The organism is Campylobacter sp. RKI_CA19_01128 (assembly GCF_025771175.1).
Classification (GTDB): Bacteria; Campylobacterota; Campylobacteria; order Campylobacterales; family Campylobacteraceae; genus Campylobacter_D.
On sequence record NZ_JAKMPU010000007.1, the window covers coordinates 50883 to 69242 of the forward strand.

Consider the following 18360-nt stretch of genomic DNA (forward strand, 5'->3'; position numbering starts at 1 on the left):
TTTTACACCTTTAATTTAACATAAACTCTTTTTGGTGCTTCATAGCCTTCACAAGTTAAATTTGAGTCATTTTCGTCTAAAAATTGATCTAAAGAATAAGAATCAATCCATTGCGTTTTTCTTTGTTCTTCAAAATCAGTTTGTTTAGTTGCTATAACTTCAAATTCACTAAATCCAGCTCTATAACACCAATTTCTTAAACCCAATATCGACGGAATAAAAAAAATATTTGATATTTTTGAATAAGTTTTTTGAGGGATAAGTGCAATTTCTCTTTCATCTTCTATGTACATAGTATCTAAAAAGACTACACCATCTTTATTTAAAGATTGCTTGAGTTGTTTTAGCATGGCTATAGGATCACTGCGATGATAAATTACGCCAAGACAAAAAATTACATCAAATTTTATGCCATAATTTGGTACATCAGCCACGCCTAAAAGCTCATATTGTATAGGAGTTTTTGCAATAGAGTTTAAAAGTAAAAATTGCAAATAATACTTAATAGAAGGATCAAAACCTATGAGTTTTGAAGGATTAAATTCAAGCATTTTAAACATATAATAACCATTATTACAACCAATATCTGCAACCACTTTGCCTTTGATTTCTTGCATATAAGGCTTTAATATGTTAAATTTAATAAAACTTTGCCACTCTGTATCTATGAACAAATCATTGATTTTAAAAGGTCCTTTGCGCCAAGGTTTTAATTCTAAGGCAATGTCTTTAATCTCATTATCTAAGCGTTTATCACAAAAAATATCAAAACTTTCGTTTATTAGATAATTTGAGTTTTTAACTTTTGTACTAAGTTTTTGAATTTTTTCATATAAAGGATGTTTTAAAACTTGCTTTAACAAAGCATTATCTTGCATATTTTTCCTTAAAAAACTCCCTTATTTGGGAGTTTTATTATTGAAGTAGGCTTGCTAGTTTAGTTTGTAGCATTACATTTGAGTGAGCATTTGCAAATAAAAATGCATTTTCTTTTAGGTAATTTGCATTAAAATCATTGATATTTTGCGCTAAGTCATTATTTTGCAATTTACTTTCAGCTTCTTTAGTGTTAATGCTAGTTTGCAAAGATGAGTTGATATTAGAATGGATAGCATTAATCCCAGCACCAATATCTGCGCGTAAAGAACCTACTTGATCTTGAAAATCGCGAATTCCATCTTGGTTTTCAAGGCTTAAGTTTGCCGTGCTTGGTTGATTTAAATTGATACTTTCAACCCCAGATCCAACAACAAAATCCATACTTTGGAAAACATTTTTTCCATTAAAAGTCGCGTTTGAAAATGCATCATTGATCGAGCTGATGAGCTTATTTGCTTCAGCATTTAGCATGCTTTTTTGTCTATCATTTAATGCAACACTATTTGAGCGTACAGAAAGCTCATTAAGTCTATCTGCAGTAGCTGAGATATTATTTAGCGCTGAGTCTGCAATTTGCAAAACACCTACTGAATCATAAGCATTTAAAATGCCTTGATCTATGGTGCTATACTGACTTCTTAAAGAATCAGCTATGGCTAAATTTGCCCCATCGCTCCCATCTATAGCACGCATTGCGGCTATATTTTCTAAAGCTTTTTCTTGGCTTTTTTGCGCTTGATTTAAGTAATGGTTTTGTTGAGTTGTCCCTATATCGCCTATTTTCATCTTTGACTCCTTTTAAAGACTTATTTTATTATATCATTTTTTTTGTTTTAAAATTTAAAAAAAATAAAATTACTTGTGATAACATGATAATTTTCATCACAACTTCACTTGCACCATGAATTTTTATAAATTCTTGAGTCTTAGTTGCTTCTTCTCCTAAGCTTTGTGCTTCTAAAACATAAGCAGTGAAGTAAAATACAAAAAGCAAACTTAGTGCCAAAATGATTAAAGAAAGCATGAATTTTGAAAAATTTATTTTAAAAGTTAAATTTTTATCCTTAAATGAGAAAATTTCCATTAAAACAGATAAAACACTCACACCTAGTAAAACATAACCAAATTGTACAAAAATGTGTGTCATTAAAAGTCCACTTTGAAAATGAGTTAAAACTCCTTCGCCTATGAATTTAGCAGGATAAAATATAGTCGGAGCTAAAAGTACGCCTATGCTAATTTCAATCCCAATTAAACTTGCTAGTAAAAATAAATATATTGATTTCATTATTTTCTCCTATAAAAAGATAATTATAGTCTAATTTTTTAAATTCCACGCAACAAAGGCTCTATCAAATCCATTATAATCTTGATAAAAAGTAGCTTTAAAATCATTTTCTTCTAAAATTTTATTTAAAATTGCTTTTTGATCATAACCAAATTCACATGCTAAGACTTTTGTGTTATGATTTTTGGCAAAAAGGATAATTTCGTGTAAAATTTCCCAACCTTTATCCCCGCCAAATAAAGCATTATGCGGTTCATTTTGCACCCATTTATCTAAAGGATAGTCATTTTTAATATAAGGTGGATTAGAAAAAATAAAGTCAAAATTTCCTTGCATATTTTTAAAATCACAAAGTTGAAAATCAATTAAATTTGAAACATTATGAAAATCTGCATTTTTTTTAGCAAGTTCCAATGCTTTTGGATTGATATCGCAAGCTTGTATAAAAATTTGCTTTAATTTTGCTAGAGAGATGCTTAAAATTCCACTCCCAAAGCCAATTTCAAGTATATTTTTAAAAGAGTTATGATCTAAAATTTCTAAGCATCTTTCAAGTAATATTTCACTATCAAAACGCGGTATTAAAACCCCTTTTTCAATAAAAAAATCTAAACCATAAAACTGTGTTTTTTGAAATAAATACTCAAAAGGCTCGCCATTTAAAAATTTATCTACGTATTCTAAAAAAACTTTTTCATCGATTTGAAATTCAGGATTTAAAAAAATCCAAGCCTTATCTTTTTGTAAAAGCTCACAAAGAATAAAAAGTATATATTCTTTGTGAGTAGGATCTTTTGCGTAAGCTTGCTTTAAGGCCTGTTTGATTGAAATCATTGCAAAGCTTTGATTCTATCGTAAATACAAGGATGGCTTAGATGAAAGAAGGTATAAATTTTACTTGTTTTAACAAAGGCTTTATTTTCTTTTGCTAAGGCTATGAGGGCATTTTTCATATCTTCTTTAGAACTTAGTTTTGCTCCATGTAAGTCAGCATTAAATTCATTTTTTTGACTCATTTTATTAAGTAGCGGGGAGATAATAAAAGTAAAAATATTTCCAAAAATCAATAAAAGCGCAAAAACTCCAGCATTTACTCCATCTAAATGACTTTCAATATAAAAAAAGCTTGGTAAATGTGCAAAGATAAAAAATAAAGCAAAAAGCATCAAAGCACTAGAAAATAACATTTTTAGTAAATCTTTATGCACAAAATGTCCTAGCTCATGACCTAAAACAGCAATGAGTTCTTTTTCTTTTAAAGCATTTAAAAGTGTATCAAAAAGCACCACTCTTTTGCTTTTAAATAAACCGCCAAAATAAGCATTTAATCTTTTATCCCTTTTACTTGCATCAATAACATAAACACCATTTGCACTAAAGCCACATTTTTGCATTAAATTGGTGATTTTTTCTAATAAATTTTCATCTTCGAGTTTTTTCATTTTATTAAACATAGGTGCAATAAGTGTAGGGTAGATGAGATTTATAATAAGTATGATTATAAAGCTTAAAGCAAAAGCAACGATCCACCAGTATGTGTTAAAAAATTCAAAGCAAAATACTAAAGCATAGATAATTAAAAAGCCAAAAATAAGCATTAGGGCTAAAGATTTGATACTATCTTTAATAAAAAGTACTAAAGTCATATTTGAAAATCCGTGTTTTTTGTCTTTTACAAAGCTTTCATAATAACTAAGTGGTAAATTTAAAATACTAATAATAAATAAAAATGCAAGTAAAAATAAAGTATTTTCCAAGGTAGAATTTTCTTTTATAAAAATTTCTTTTAAATACAAAAAGCCAAAGCCAATCCAAGAAATATTAATTATCAGATTATAAAGATTAGAAAAGATTTTGTATTTTTCATTTTCTATAGCGATATTTGCAGCATTTTTATAATCATGCTCATTTAAAATAATTGCTTGCTTTTCTCTTTCTTTTTTTAAAAAAGAAATTTGCATATAAGATATAAAAACCAAAAAGGCCGTATAAATACATAAAATAGTTATCAAAGTCATAGTTTTTCCTTAAATAAATTTGAGTAATTTTATCTTATTTAAAATATATAAAGTTAATCAGCACTTTCACTTTTTTCTAAAACCTCAAAATAAGCTTCTTCTAAAATACTAAGTTTACTTTCTAAGGAATTTAGCTTTTCATAAAGGGTGTTTATACCTAGCTCTTGATAGATTGTAGGATTACTTAGAGCATTTTTTATTTCTTTGATTTCTTCTTCTAATTTATGAATTTTATCAGGATATGAGTTTAAAATTTCATTTTCTTTATAGCTTAGTTTTTTACTCGATTTTTCTTTTGTTTTTACGCTTGCGGTGGTGTTTGTTTCTAAACTTTTAGAAAATTCTTCAAAGTCTTTGTATTCTTTTTCATTTTCTAAATATTCACTATAAGAAAGAACTTCTATATTAATATTTGCATTATCTTCAAAAGCATAAAGTTTAGTTGCTATTTTATCAACAAAATATCTATCATGCGAGACAAGCAAAATCGCACCTTCAAAAGAAAGTAAGTATTCTTCTAAGATATTAATCGTAGCTATGTCTAAATCATTTGTTGGTTCATCTAAGATTAATACATCATATTCTTTAGTAAAAAGCAAGGCTAGGGCAACTCTGTTTTTCTCGCCCCCGCTTAGCACACTCACGCTTTGTTCTAAAAATTCTTTTGGAAATAAAAATTGTTTTAAATACCCATAAACATGCATATTTTTACCACGCACTTGAATATGATCACCACCATTTGGGCAAAAAATTTCTAAAAGTTTTTTATCGGTATTGAGTAAGCTCCTACTTTGATCAAAATATCCTATCTTAACTTCACCTCTTTTAATTTCCCCGCTATCAAGTGGAATTTGATCAAGTAAAATCTTTAAAAAAGTAGATTTCCCACAGCCATTTTTACCTACTATGGCTATGCGTTCACCTTGTAAAATTCGTGCATTAAAGTCCTTAAAAAGTGTCTTGTTAGCGATAGATTTTGAGATATTTTTAAGTTCAAAAAGCATTTTTTTACGATTTTGACTTTGGGTTTGGTTGAAATTTTTACTTGCTCTTTTAATCTCAAGTTGTAAGCGTTTGATAGCTCCTGGGTTTTTCTTGGCTTCTTCACGCATTTTAAAAATGCGTTCTTTACGCCCTTCATTACGTTTAAGTCTAGCTTTAACTCCTCTTCTTAACCATTCTTCTTCACTTTTTAATTGCTTAAGTAAGGTTTCATGACTTTTAGCTAAGGAAGCTAAAATAGCTGCTTTTTTTTCTAGATATTGTGTGTATCCGCCTTCAAAAACGCTTAATTTTCCTGCTTCTATTTCTACACATTTTTGAGCTATTGCATCGATAAAATATCTATCATGAGAGATGAAAATAACACACATTTTAGAAGCTTTCAATCTTTCTTCTAAAAAGCTACTCATATATACATCTAGATGATTAGTTGGCTCATCAAGCAATAATATATCAGGATTTTTCAGCAAAAGCGTGCAAAGTCCTACACGTCTTATCTCTCCTCCGCTTAAAGAGCAAAGTGCTCTGTCTTTATACTCTAATAGTTTAAACTCTTCTAGTATTCTTTGTATTTTTTGGTCTAAATTCCATGCATCTTTTGAATCTATAAATAAACTTAATTCATCTACTTTCTTTAAATATTCTTTATTTTCAGGATCAAGAGCTAGTTTTTCATTATAGTTTTCAAATTCTTTTAAGGCTTGATAAATTTCTTCAAGTTCTTTTTTGATAGCCTCACTCACGCTTAAGGTGCTTTCAAAGCTTACTTGTTGGCTTAGCATACCTATGCTAACGTTATTTTGTTTAATCACTCTACCGCTATCTAGTTTTAAAGTTCCCATAAGGGCTTTTAAAAAACTTGATTTTCCTTCGCCATTTTTGCCTATAATGGCGATTTTTTCTCCTAAATTTGCACTAAAATTTGCATTTTCTAAAACTATTTTTGTATTAAATTTCTTATTTGCATCGATTAAATCTATTAAAGCCAAATTTCTTTCCCAAATGTTTTTTTGCGATTTTACTTTAAAAAGTATTAATTTTGCTTAAATAAAATTACGCTATGAGAGTGTTTGTTTTTTTTACTTTATTAGTTTTATTTTTTGCTTTGGCAAATTGGTATATTTATAAAAGATTTTTAAGTAAGGTTGATTTTTTAAAACCTTATAAGAAGTTTGTATTAGCTCTTGTTTTAATGGTTTTTGCATGTGAATTAATCTTTTTTGTAAATATGCGCGGGGATTTTTTGCATGAAAAGCTTTATTATATTTTAGCTATTTTTCCTACTATTACTTGCTTTTTCTTGCTTTTTGGAGTGGTTTTTGAAATTGGTTCTTGGATTTTCTTTAACGAAAATAAAAAAGAGCAAATTTTTAGCCTTCAAAGAAGAAAGTTTTTGAAATTAATTTTTGATTCTTGGCTTATTATACTTAGTGTTAGTATGGTGTTTAAAGGCTTTGTAAATGCTATCAGCACACCTAAGGTTAATGAGGTAGATATTAAAATTAAAAATTTAAAAGAAGATTTAAACATAGCTTTGCTTTCTGATGTGCATTTAGGGAAAAATTTAGGTGAAGATTTTTTAAAAACCTTAATTGATGAGGTTAATGCTTTAAATGTTGATATAATCATCATAGCTGGGGATTTAATCGATGCAGATATTGCTAGTATGTCTTATATTGATCTATTAGAAAATTTTAAATCAAAATATGGTACTTATTTTGTTTATGGAAATCATGAGTATTATAATGATATAAATGCAATAAGCAAAAAGCTTAAAACGCTTAAAAATTTCAAAGTTTTAGAAGATGAAAGTATTGATTTTGGAGATTTTACTTTAAGTGGGACTTTGGATTTGGCTGCTAAACGTTTGGGTTTTAAAGAAAGCAATATAGAAAAAATTAAAACTCAAATCAATCAAGAAAAAGTTAATATTTTAATCACGCATCAGCCAAAATATGTAAAAACTTATGATGTGAGTGGGTTTGATTTGATTTTATCAGGACATACACACGCAGGACAAATTTTCCCTTTTTCTTTGTTAGTATATTTAGAGCAAGGCTTTGTGTATGGGCTTTATAAATTAAGCAAAGATAGTTTGCTTTATGTAAGCAGTGGGGCTGGATTTTGGGGGCCTGCTGTGAGATTTTTAGCTCCTAGTGAGATAGCTTTGATTAGATTAAAAGGAGAATGAGTGGGATTTAGTAATAGTGCTTCAAAAATATTTGGAATCATAGCAAAATATAAATTTCCAAAAATCATACAAAAAAACATTAATAAAGCTTATGTGAATGCTTTTAATATCAATATGAGTGAATTTAAACCTTTAGAAGAATATGAGAGCTTAAATGCTTTATTTACAAGAACTTTGTTAAATGAGCGAGAATTAGAAGATGGCTTTGTAAGTCCAAGTGATGGTAAAATCTTAGAACTTGGAAGTAGTTTTCAAAATGATTTAAAAGAAAATTTAGCCTTTAGCATTAAAGGTTCAAGTTATAGCATAGAAGAGCTTTTAAAAAACTCAGCTAGCAAAGAAGAGTTAGAAAATGGCATAGATTATGCAAATATTTATCTATCTCCAAAAGATTATCATCATTATCACGCACCTTGTAATATGCAAATTTTAAGTGCTACTTATATGAGTGGGGCTTTATTTAGCGTGAGTGAGGCAAAGTTAGCTAAGATTATAAACCTTTATACTAAAAATGAAAGAGTAGTTTTAAAGTGCTTAGTGGAGGGAAAATTTATACTTTGGATGGTATTTGTGGGTGCGCTAAATGTTGGTAAAATGCATTTTAGCTTTGATGCTAGCATACAAACTAATGCCGCAAATTTTGATTTTACTCATACTTATGATGGGCTTTTTGCAAAAAAAGGTCAAAGGCTTGGAAATTTTGAGCTAGGTTCAACTATAGTTTTAATTGCCCAAAAAGGGTTTTTAAAATTTAGTAAAAACGCTTATGAGCAAGTTGAATTTTCTAAGAAGATTGCGGATTTTGCTTAGTCTCATCTTCATTGGCAACTTTATATAAAAAGGCAAAAATTTCAGCCACTGCTTTATACATATTAGGTGGGATTTCATCGCCTAGATCAAGCTTACTAAGAACTTCTACTAAGTCTTTGTCTTCTTTTATGGGTATGCCATTTTCTTTAGCTAAAGAGATGATTTTAGCGGCGTTTTCACCCTTAGCATTAGCTAGAATTTTTGGTGCATTTTGATCTTCTTTGTTATAGCCTAGCGCAACGGCTTTTTTTGTTTTTTTAGCCATTTTTAAGCCCTTGTATCAAAACCCATATTAAAGTCATTGTATTCTTCTTGATTGTGAAATTTGCTTTTAACTATATCACTGATGAAAAAATTAGAGCTTAGAAGTCCTACTTTAACTAAGGCTTTTTTTAGCTCATGTGCTCTTTCGTAAAGTTTTTTTCTAAAATTAGCATTTTCTATCATCATATTTATATCGATGTATTTATCATTGCTTAGAGATAGAAATACATTGATTTTTCCTAATTTTTCAAATTCAAGATTAATTTGTGCATAAAATTTATCTTTTTTACCGCGTTTGAAAACTACATTAGATTTTTCTAAATCATCCCAAAAGAAAGGTAAAAAAGTATGAATGCTATTATTAGCTAAAGATAAAAGCTGATTAAACTCAAGTTGAGCTATAAGACGATTTGCTTGATTTAGTATGCTTTCATTGTCTAAATTTTTAGCCAGATTAGAAACTTGCAAAAGAGTGGATTTGATATCTTTTTGTAATTCTGAAGAAATTTCTGTGCTATCTTTTGGAGTAATTTTTCCAAGATCTTTTATAGAAAGTTCTAATTTTTTTTCTATGTTTTTTATATCATCTAAAGAATTTTTTGCTTCATAATTTTTAGGATCTAAAGCCTTTAAAACCTCATTGAGTTTTCTTCCTATTAAACCTAGTTCTTTGTTTAGATTATTTAAAAGCTCTTCTTGTAAATTTTGACTAAAATTAAGATTTTTACTTACATTTTGTTTGAAAATATCTTCTAGTAAAATTTTGCCCGAAGTGCTTTTAAATATATCTTCTAATTTAGTATTATTTGTTTGTAAATTTTGACTTTTGTTATCATTTTTGCTTGGTTCTTCAGTATTTTTTTGTGGCGTTTTTTCTTCTTTTGTGTTTTGAATTTCTTTATCTTTTGTCATGCTTTCTTGTTTTTGTTGAGTTTCTTTTTTGTCCTCTGTGTTTTTTTGCGGAGTTTTTATTTCCTCTTTTAACTCTTCTTTGATGTCTTTAGTATGTGGAGTTTTATTTAAATTTTCTTGTGTTATTTCAGTTTTGTTTTTATGATTTTTTATGTCTTTTAAAAGTGTTATAAGATCTTTAATGCTTTGACTAAGCTCTTTTAATATATGTGTATTTTGAATTTTTATATTTTCAGGTTTGGCTAATTCTTTGTTGATAAGTGCTAAATTTTTATTAAGATTTTTAATGAAATTATTAGCAATATTTTGTAGCTTTTCTTGGCTAATAGAGTTTGGGTTTTTATTGATATAGTTTTTAAAATTTTCTATTTTATCAAATAGCTTAAAAAGTGTCTTGTAGTTTGTATTTTCCAAAGAAATTTTATTATCTTTTTTGTGATTTTGTAAGATATGAATAAGTTCTTTTAAGGTACTTGTGGTATCAAGATTTTTAAGATCTAAATTACTTATATCGCGTTTTAGACTTTCACTAGTAGCTCCTTTTATGGTGTTTAAAAGATTAAAAAAGCTTTGTGGTAAATTTTGCTCTTTTAAAGAATGATTGAGTTTTGCTTCTAAAAATACACCTGAATTTTTTACCAAAGATGAAAGATTTTTATTGTTGATATCTTTAGCGGGTTTAACTAGATCTTCTAAAACTTTAAGTAGTTTTTCAAATTCAGGATTTTTAGAAAGCTCTGCTTGAAGTTTTTTAACTTCATTAGCAAAATTAGGTGCAAAATTTAAATCTTTGTGATTTTTTAATACTGCTAAATCAGGATCTTTGTTGGTTTTGATTTGATCTAAAAGTTTATTTAATAATTCTTGTAATTTTTGATCGATTTTGCTTACATAATCTTTAGGTAATTTGACTTCAGGATTATTTTTAGAAAATAAAGGATTTTTTAAAGCATCATTAAGTGAGGTTTTTTTGTCTGATTTCTCGCTTTTGTTGTCTTTACTTGTTTCGTTTTTTGCAAATTGATTTTGATTGTTAGAAATATTAGTTATCATCTAGCATTACCATATTACCTGGTTTTCTTTTAAATTTGGTTAGATTTTTAAATTTTGGTTTATCTATAGCAAAGGCAATTAAAACAGTTAATAAAACGATGTAAAAATACATAAAACCATTGCCTTCAAAATAATACATCAAAGTTCCAAGCACAGCAGGCGCAAATAAAGCACCAAAAGAATAAGTAAAAAGAACGGCTCTACCTAGCTCAACTCTTTTGCTAGAATCATCAAGCATATCATTTGCTCTAGCTAAAGAAAGAGCATATAAACAACACATTCCCATACCTAGTAAAAAGCCAAAAAAGTATTTTAAATAAATATTAAAGCTTAATAATAAAATACAAAGCATAGCACTTAAAGCTGTAAAAGCGCATAAAATAATAGCAAATTTACGACTAATTTTATCAGAAAGGGTTCCGATGAAAAGTTGAGATATAAATCCTCCTAACATGGTACAAAATATAAAAATCGAAGCTTCTTTTGCGCCAAATCCTTGTATGAGTATAAATAAAGAAGCCATAGAGAAAAATCCATTTAAAAGCATACCTGCTATAAAGCTTGTCACTAAAGCTAAAGGCACTATGTCAAAAACTTTAGGGATGGAAATTTTGGTTTTTTGTGGTAAAACCGGCTCTTTAATACGGATTAAAAATAAAGGAATAGAAGCAAACATAATAAAACTAGCGCTTAAAATAAATACTGTATTACTTGGGAAGTCAAATGACATAAGTAAAATTCCAAAGCCTGATGATGAATAAAATACTACTTCATAAAAGGCTATTACTCTTGAGCGAATAGCATTTTTTGCTTTTTCATTAAGCCATGATTCTATGACCATTAAAAGTGCATAGTAGCAAAAACCAAGCAAAAATCTCAAAACCATCCAAAAATAAAGATTAGAATTTAAACTATGAAGCATAGTGGCTATACCAAAAATGATGGCAAAAATTCCAAAAGATCTTATATGTCCTACTTTAGAGACTATCCTATGAGCACTAATAGTGCTTACCATAGCACCAAGAAAATAACAACTTCCTATTATCCCTATATAAAAATTACTAACATCGTTATGTTTTAAAATAATTGCTATAGAATTTACCGTTAAAGCACTTCCTATAAAAACAAAAATCATACCAAAAAACAATGCAGTTAATGATCTAATCGTTCTCTTTGAGCTCAACATTTTCTTATTAAAAAATTATATATTAATACCGCTATGGGTGTGACAAACATTGCACAAAACAAGGCAAAAATACTCATTAAGCCTTGAAACTCTAAAAATAAAAATCCTGCTATTAAAAACACATAAGCAAAAATTTTAAACAAAGAAAAAAAAGCTAATGCGTTTTTAAAAATACTTTTAAATTTTGGTTTTAAATCGTCATCTATATGGATAAATTTTATAATTTTTGGCAAAGAATATTGTTTTTTAGCAAAAATTTGCAAGGGTCTTTGCGTAAAATCATAATTTTTAGCAGCCTTATAAATAAAATTTTTGTAATTTAAAAAAGAAAATAAAATGATCAAATTTTGAGCTAAAAATCCAAATTCAAAACTGATGAATAATTCAAAGCTTATTCCTTTATAGAAAAAAACTCCTGCTAAGAAAAGTAAATTTAATCCTAGCAAGAGTTTTAGTAAAATTTTAGGCTTTAGGATCATTTTTTAAATCTTTATAGCGATTTTCTTCTTTAAATTCCTCATAGCTTTTTACTTGTGCTTTGTAAGCTTTGTAAACATTTAAAATCGCCGCAGCTACTCCTATAAACACTCCTACCCAAAAAAGCCAAGATATACCGGTTAAATTTTTTAAAAAATAGCCTATACCAACCCCGATTAAAACAGCTACAACCATGGATATACCAAGGCTTAATCCATCTGCAGCTTCTATACCTTTACGAATGATTTTTTGTCTTTTATTCATAGGGTTTTAAAACTTTCTTGTGCTGCTTGTATAGTTTTATCAATGATTTTTTTATCCATACATTCACATATAAAACCTGTTTCAAATTGAGATGGTGCCAAATACACGCCTTTGCTTAGCATTTGTGCATGAAATTTAGCAAATAATTTAGTATCTGATTTTAAAGCATCTTGATAATTATTAACAGGGTTTTCACAAAAGAAAAATCCAAACATAGAACCAACGCAATTAACTTGCAAAGGAATTTTACAATCATTTGCAGCTTCTTTAAAGCCTTGAGTAAGTCTTTTGCCTAGTTTTTCTAATTTTTCATATAAACCTTCATAATTTCTTGCTTTTTTTAAGCTCGCATAACCTGCAGCCATAGCAAGAGGATTGCCACTTAGTGTTCCTGCTTGATATACCCCGCCCAAAGGACTTAATAAATCCATAATTTCAGCTCTTGCAGCAAAAGCAGCCGCAGGCATACCTCCGCCTATAACCTTACCAAAAGTTACTATATCAGCTTTTATATTATTAATTCCAAAAGAGCCTAGGTATGAAGCTCTAAAACCACTCATAACTTCATCAAAAATTAAAAGAATTTGATGCTCATCACATAGTTTTCTTAGCTCTTGTAAAAATTCTATTTTAGCAGGTACTAAGCCCATGTTTCCTGCAATTGGCTCTATAATGATACAAGCTATATTATCATCGTTATTGATTAAGTTTTTAACACTATCAATGTCATTATAAATAGCTACTAGAGTATTTTTAGCTACATCGGTTAAAACACCTAAAGAACTTGGGGTGTTAAAAGTAGCTGCACCACTTCCAGCACTTACTAGTAAAGAATCAGAATGCCCATGATAACACCCTTCAAATTTGATGATTTTATCTTTTTTGCTAAATCCTCTTGCAAGACGAATAGCACTCATAGTAGCTTCTGTGCCACTACTTACAAAGCGTATTTTGTCTAAATGCGGCCAATCTTTTAGGATAAATTTAGCTAATTTAGTTTCAGCTAGGGTTGGTGCGCCAAAGCTTGAACCATGTTCTAAAGCTTTTTTACAAGCTTTTTCAATATCCTCATCACAATGTCCAAAAAGCAAAGGTCCCCAGCTTTGTACATAATCTATATAAGTATTATCTTCTATATCGCTAATATAAGCACCTTTTCCTTGTTTGATAAATAAAGGATTACTACCTACACTTGCAAAAGCACGCACAGGAGAATCAACCCCACCTGCTATATATTCACAAGCTTCTTCAAAGGCCTTTTTATTATTTTTCATTTTTTACTCCTTTTGTTGTTAGTAATATAATCATAAAGCGATTTCATCTCATCTTCTGTTAATGAGTAAGTTGGCATAATGCTTTTTGCCTCTTGAGGTTGACTTAGAATTTCTCTAAAACGTGTATAAGGAGTGTTTTTAATACTTGGCACTATAAAAGGAATTTTTTCTCCATTTTTAGTATAATATCCTAGTATTTGTTGACCTCCATCACCATGACATTTAGCACAACTTATGCCTCTTGGATTTTTGTAAAGGGATTCTTGGTATTCTTTAGGTGAGATAAAATCTTCAGCCCAAATACCATAAACTATAAAAAACAAAAATAAAATAATTTTCATTTATCACCTTTAACAAAAAAAGAAGTTTTATTATGATACAATTTTTTAAGTTAAAGAAAGCTATAAATTTAAGGAAAGAAATGACACTTTTAGATGGTAAAAAGCTAAGTGATGAGATAAAAAATAATCTAAAACAAGAAGTATTAGAACTTAAAACCCAAAGTATAGAGCCTTGTTTGGCCGTGATTTTAGTAGGTGAAGATCCTGCTAGTGCTACTTATGTGGGCTCTAAAGCAAAGGCTTGTGAGCAATGTGGGATTAAGTCTTTGGTTTATAGGCTTGATGTAAACACAACTCAAAATGAACTTTTGGCTTTGATTAATACTTTAAATCATGATGATAGTGTTGATGGAATTTTAGTTCAGCTTCCATTACCAGCACATATTAATAAAGATATCATCCTAGAAAGTATTAATTTTAATAAAGATGTAGATGGTTTTCATCCTTTTAATGTCGGGAATTTAAATTTAAATTTAAAAGGTGGTTTTTTGCCATGTACACCTTTGGGTGTTATGAAAATTTTAGAGCATTATGATATAAAATTACAAGGTGCTGATGTAGCTGTAATAGGAGCTTCTAATATAGTAGGTCGTCCCATGGCTACACTTTTATTAAATGCTAATGCTAGTGTGAGTATTTGTCATATTTATACAAAAGATTTAAAAGCTTATACAAAAAATGCTGATATTATCATCGTAGCAGCAGGTTGTCCAAATCTTTTAAAAGAAGATATGGTTAAAGAGGATGTGGTAGTAGTTGATGTGGGGATTAATAGGGTTGATGGGAAAATAGTGGGTGATGTTGATTTTGAAAATGTAAGTAAAAAAGCTAGTTATATCACTCCTGTGCCAGGTGGGGTAGGGCCTATGACTATAGCAATGCTTTTAGAAAATACTATAAAATCAGCTAAAAATAGGATTAAAAAATGAATTTTTTCAAAAAAATCTATAAATTCACACAATCTTGGACAGGAACTTTAATAGTTGTTTTATTGATTATATTTTTCTTTATACAAGCTTTTACCATACCAAGTGGTTCTATGAAAAATACTTTATTAGTGGGGGATTTTTTATTTGTAAAAAAATTTTCTTATGGTATTCCAACCCCGCATATTCCTTGGATAGAAGTGCCTGTTTTACCTGATTTTAATAAAAATGGACATTTAGTAAGTGCTGAGGGTCCTAAAAGAGGAGATATTGTAGTATTTAGATATCCACATGAGCCAAAAATCCACTATGTAAAAAGATGTGTGGCTAAGGGCGGAGATGAGGTTGTTTTTGCAAATAAAACCTTATATGTGCGTATGGTTGAGGGTGATGAATATATGAAAGATTATTATCCTAATAAAACAAAAATCATAGGCGGAAGGCTTTTTGTAAAAGAACCTTTTGTAGAAAAAGGAATACATTATGATTCTAGAGTGGATATAGAAAGTGTGTTTTTTCGCTATTTAAATTTAGGTCAATTTGCTATGAAGCCTGCTTCTTTTGATGAATTAGGTGCTAATAATATTTATGGTTTTAATGCTTATTATTATAAAGTGCCTGAAAATGAGTATTTTATGATGGGTGATAATCGTGATCACTCTAGTGATAGTAGATTTTGGGGGAGTGTAGATTATAAATACATAGTTGGTCAACCTTGGTTTATTTATTTTTCATGGGATGAAAATAAAAAAGTTAGATGGGAAAGAGTAGGGCGTTTGGTTGAAACTATAGAAAAAGATGAGCGTTTTATCCATCATAATGAAAGCGATATAGAAGCTTTGGAATAATTACTCAAAGAAACAATGTAAAATTTTTATGTGTAGAAAATGTATAGTTTCTACACAAATTTATAAAAATATACACTCTTAATTTTATTCGTAGATTTTTTTAAGCTCCAAGTTGTAACAATTAACACAAATAAAAATCAAAGCAAAAAATAAAGGATAAAAAATGCTAAGTCAAAGATCTCAAAATTTAGGAGAATCCTTAACTTTAGTAATGACTGATATAGCCAAAACTTTAAAAGCAAATGGTGAAAAAGTTATTAGTTTTTCAGCGGGTGAACCTGATTTTGATACTCCAGAAATCATTAAAAAAGCAGCAATTGAAGCCATTGAAAAAGGTTGTGGAGCTTATACGCCAGTTGTGGGTATAAAAGAAGTTATAGAGGCTATACAATATAAATTTAAAAATGATAATAATTTAGAATATAAAGCAAGCGAAATCATTACCAATGTTGGTGCTAAACATTCTTTGTTTATGGCAATTGAGTGTTTGGTTGAAGAAGGTGATGAGGTTATCATACCAAGTCCTTATTGGGTAAGTTATCCTGAAATGGTGAAATTTGCAGGCGCAACTCCTGTATTTATAGAAGGTGAAGCAAAAAATGGCTTTAAAATCACTCCTGAGCAATTAAAACAAGCTATTACTCCAAAAACAAAGGTTTTGATGTTTAATTCCCCATCAAATCCTACAGGTGCTATATATTCTAAAGAAGAAATTACTGCTTTAGCTAAGGTTTTAGAGGGAACTAAAATCGTAGTTTTAAGTGATGAAATTTATGAAAAATTAGTTTATGATGGAGAATTTTGTGCTTTTGCACAAGTGAGCGAAGATGCTTTAAATAGAACTGTAAGTATTAACGGTCTTAGTAAATGCGGTGCTATGCCAGGATGGCGTTTTGGTTATATGGCAAGCAAAATGAGTGAGTTTAATAATGCTGTTAAAAAATTACAAGGACAAAGCACTTCAAATATCTGCTCAATCATTCAGCATGCAGCTTTACCAGCCTTGCTTGGAAAAGCAGATCGTGATATTGAAATGATGAGACAAGCCTTTTTAAAGCGTAGAGAATTAGCGTGTGAAATTTTAGCTAAAAGCGATAAGTTAAAATTAGAACAAATTCCGCAAGGAGCTTTTTATTTATTTATCTCTTGCAAGGAAGTTGATAGTGATTCTATGAGATTTTGTAAAAGACTGCTAGAAGAGCAAAAAGTAGCTTTGGTGCCAGGCATAGGTTTTGGTATGGAAGGGTATTTTAGACTTTCTTATGCAACTAATGAAAAAGATATCATTGAAGGTTGTGAAAAAATCGTTGAATTTGTAAAAAACTACTAATTTTTTAAGCCTGTTAAAAACAGGCTTTCTTTCAAAAAAACTTATAAGCAAGTCTTTGGTATGATTATGCAAAAAATATAGGAAAATCAATGGAATTTGAAGTTCAATATAAAAGTGCAAATGCTAGAGCTTGTCGTATAAAAACTACACATAGTGAAATTTTAACTCCCATCTTTATGCCAGTTGGAACTTTGGCTGCGATTAAAAGTTTAGATGCTGTTGATATGAGTGAAATTTTAAACGCAAAAATCATTTTAGCAAATACTTATCATTTGTATTTAAGACCAGGATCTAAGGTGATTAAACAAATGGGTGGCTTGCATGGTTTTAGTAAGTTTAATGGATCTTTTTTAACAGATAGTGGAGGCTTTCAAGCTTTTTCTTTAAGTAAAAATTCCAAACCTGATGAAAAAGGAATTCAATTTAAAAGTCATATTGATGGAAGTTTGCATTATTTTACCCCGCAAAGTGTTTTGGATGCTCAGTATGATTTTAACTCAGACATTATGATGATTTTAGATGATTTAGTGGCTTTGCCTGCAAGTAAAGAAAGGATAGAGCTTTCTTTAAAACGTACTATAAAATGGGCAAAAGAAGCTATTGATTATCATAAATTAAAGCAAAACCAAGGTGTAGGAATAGGGCAAAATATCTTTGGTATTATCCAAGGTGGAACGGATTTTGAAGCTAGAAAAATTTGTTCTCAAGCACTTTGTGAGATGGACTTTGATGGACTTGCTATAGGTGGATTAAGCGTAGGAGAAGAAAATGAGGCTATGTATGATACGGTTGAAGCTATGATGCCTTATGTAGATAATAATCGTCCTAGATATTTAATGGGAGTTGGCACACCTGAAGATTTAGTAGAAAATGTAGCAAGAGGTGTTGATATGTTTGATTGTGTGATGCCAACAAGAAATGCAAGAAATGGAACTTTATTTACTAGCTTTGGAAAATTTAATATCAAAAAAGCAGAATTTATCACTGATCATGCTCCTATAGACAGCAAATGTTCTTGCTATACATGTAAAAACTTTTCAAGGGCTTATTTGAATCATTTATTTAAAGCTAAAGAATTAACTTTTTTTAGACTTGCAAGTATTCATAATTTACATTATTATCTAAATTTGGTAAAGCAAATGCGTGAAGCTATTATCAAAGATGAATTTGAAAATTTTAGAAAGGAATTTTATAGACAAAGAATGTAAATAAAGTGGTACGCCCAAGAGGATTCGAACCTCTGACCTTTTGAACCGCAATCAAATGCTCTATCCAGCTGAGCTATGGGCGCAAAATA

General features: G+C 29.4%; 19 protein-coding genes and 1 tRNA gene. 6 read left to right on the forward strand and 14 right to left on the reverse strand.

What is annotated here, in order from left to right:
* Positions 1–2: 2 nt before the first annotated feature.
* The 6 genes from cmoB to abc-f are packed head-to-tail and all read right to left on the reverse strand — an operon-like array spanning position 3 to position 6176.
* The gene (gene cmoB / locus L8U98_RS05805; RefSeq protein WP_263725226.1) at positions 3–878 is read right to left on the reverse strand and encodes a tRNA 5-methoxyuridine(34)/uridine 5-oxyacetic acid(34) synthase CmoB; all 876 of its coding nucleotides are present in this window, start codon (positions 876–878) and stop codon (positions 3–5) included.
* 37 nt (positions 879–915) lie between these two features.
* On the reverse strand, positions 916–1665 hold the full coding sequence (locus tag L8U98_RS05810) for a flagellin (protein ID WP_263725228.1): 750 nt from the start codon (positions 1663–1665) through the stop codon (positions 916–918).
* 28 nt (positions 1666–1693) lie between these two features.
* Positions 1694–2167: a DUF4149 domain-containing protein gene (locus tag L8U98_RS05815; RefSeq protein ID WP_263725229.1), complete on the reverse strand. Its 474-nt coding sequence runs from the start codon at positions 2165–2167 to the stop codon at positions 1694–1696.
* A 30-nt stretch (positions 2168–2197) separates the two neighbouring features.
* A complete protein-coding gene (locus L8U98_RS05820) occupies positions 2198–2998 on the reverse strand; it encodes a HemK/PrmC family methyltransferase (protein ID WP_263707079.1) in 801 nt (266 codons plus the stop codon).
* On the reverse strand, positions 2998–4185 hold the full coding sequence (locus L8U98_RS05825; protein WP_263725230.1) for a M48 family metallopeptidase: 1188 nt from the start codon (positions 4183–4185) through the stop codon (positions 2998–3000). Before L8U98_RS05825 ends, L8U98_RS05820 begins: the two co-directional genes overlap by 1 nt.
* A 53-nt stretch (positions 4186–4238) precedes the next feature.
* Positions 4239–6176 (reverse strand): ribosomal protection-like ABC-F family protein, encoded by a 1938-nt coding sequence (gene abc-f, locus L8U98_RS05830; RefSeq protein ID WP_263725231.1) that lies wholly within the window; start codon positions 6174–6176, stop codon positions 4239–4241.
* A 71-nt stretch (positions 6177–6247) separates the two neighbouring features.
* Between abc-f and L8U98_RS05835 the strand changes: the two genes are divergently transcribed.
* Positions 6248–7378, forward strand: a complete 1131-nt coding sequence (locus L8U98_RS05835) for a metallophosphoesterase (RefSeq protein ID WP_263725232.1) — start codon at positions 6248–6250, stop codon at positions 7376–7378.
* On the forward strand, positions 7379–8188 hold the full coding sequence (locus L8U98_RS05840) for a phosphatidylserine decarboxylase (protein ID WP_263725233.1): 810 nt from the start codon (positions 7379–7381) through the stop codon (positions 8186–8188).
* Here L8U98_RS05840 and L8U98_RS05845 read toward each other — a convergent pair.
* Genes L8U98_RS05845 through L8U98_RS05875 form a run of 7 tightly spaced genes read right to left on the reverse strand, consistent with a single transcriptional unit; the run spans position 8163 to position 13959 of the window.
* Positions 8163–8453 (reverse strand): FlhB-like flagellar biosynthesis protein, encoded by a 291-nt coding sequence (locus L8U98_RS05845; protein WP_039617937.1) that lies wholly within the window; start codon positions 8451–8453, stop codon positions 8163–8165. The two genes, L8U98_RS05840 and L8U98_RS05845, sit on opposite strands and share 26 nt — an antisense overlap.
* Positions 8454–8455: 2 nt before the next feature.
* Positions 8456–10417 carry a flagellar hook-length control protein FliK gene (locus tag L8U98_RS05850; RefSeq protein WP_263725234.1) on the reverse strand — a complete coding sequence of 654 codons (1962 nt, stop codon included), beginning with the start codon at positions 10415–10417 and terminating at the stop codon, positions 8456–8458.
* Positions 10407–11600 carry an MFS transporter gene (locus tag L8U98_RS05855; protein WP_263725249.1) on the reverse strand — a complete coding sequence of 398 codons (1194 nt, stop codon included), beginning with the start codon at positions 11598–11600 and terminating at the stop codon, positions 10407–10409. The genes L8U98_RS05850 and L8U98_RS05855 overlap by 11 nt, the downstream gene beginning before the upstream one ends.
* Positions 11597–12082: a hypothetical protein gene (locus L8U98_RS05860; RefSeq protein ID WP_263737853.1), complete on the reverse strand. Its 486-nt coding sequence runs from the start codon at positions 12080–12082 to the stop codon at positions 11597–11599. Before L8U98_RS05860 ends, L8U98_RS05855 begins: the two co-directional genes overlap by 4 nt.
* The gene (locus L8U98_RS05865; protein ID WP_257906551.1) at positions 12066–12344 is read right to left on the reverse strand and encodes an AtpZ/AtpI family protein; all 279 of its coding nucleotides are present in this window, start codon (positions 12342–12344) and stop codon (positions 12066–12068) included. The genes L8U98_RS05860 and L8U98_RS05865 overlap by 17 nt, the downstream gene beginning before the upstream one ends.
* A complete protein-coding gene (gene hemL, locus L8U98_RS05870) occupies positions 12341–13618 on the reverse strand; it encodes a glutamate-1-semialdehyde 2,1-aminomutase (protein WP_263725236.1) in 1278 nt (425 codons plus the stop codon). The genes L8U98_RS05865 and hemL overlap by 4 nt, the downstream gene beginning before the upstream one ends.
* Complete coding sequence (locus tag L8U98_RS05875) at positions 13615–13959, reverse strand: c-type cytochrome (protein WP_263663969.1); 345 nt, start codon at positions 13957–13959, stop codon at positions 13615–13617. Before L8U98_RS05875 ends, hemL begins: the two co-directional genes overlap by 4 nt.
* Positions 13960–14039: 80 nt before the next feature.
* Here L8U98_RS05875 and folD point away from each other — a divergent pair, with 80 nt between their 5' ends.
* The 4 genes from folD (at position 14040) to tgt (ending at position 18271) form a co-directional block, all read left to right on the forward strand.
* Complete coding sequence (gene folD, locus L8U98_RS05880) at positions 14040–14888, forward strand: bifunctional methylenetetrahydrofolate dehydrogenase/methenyltetrahydrofolate cyclohydrolase FolD (protein ID WP_263725237.1); 849 nt, start codon at positions 14040–14042, stop codon at positions 14886–14888.
* Complete coding sequence (gene lepB, locus L8U98_RS05885) at positions 14885–15733, forward strand: signal peptidase I (protein ID WP_263682998.1); 849 nt, start codon at positions 14885–14887, stop codon at positions 15731–15733. The genes folD and lepB overlap by 4 nt, the downstream gene beginning before the upstream one ends.
* 163 nt (positions 15734–15896) lie before the next feature.
* Positions 15897–17063, forward strand: coding sequence for a pyridoxal phosphate-dependent aminotransferase (locus tag L8U98_RS05890; RefSeq protein WP_263663964.1), 1167 nt, complete (start codon positions 15897–15899; stop codon positions 17061–17063).
* A gap of 89 nt (positions 17064–17152) precedes the next feature.
* Complete coding sequence (tgt, locus tag L8U98_RS05895; RefSeq protein WP_263725238.1) at positions 17153–18271, forward strand: tRNA guanosine(34) transglycosylase Tgt; 1119 nt, start codon at positions 17153–17155, stop codon at positions 18269–18271.
* A 6-nt stretch (positions 18272–18277) separates the two neighbouring features.
* Here the strand turns inward: tgt and L8U98_RS05900 are convergent.
* A tRNA-Arg gene (locus tag L8U98_RS05900) sits at positions 18278–18354 on the reverse strand.
* Between the last annotated feature and the right edge of the window lie 6 nt (positions 18355–18360).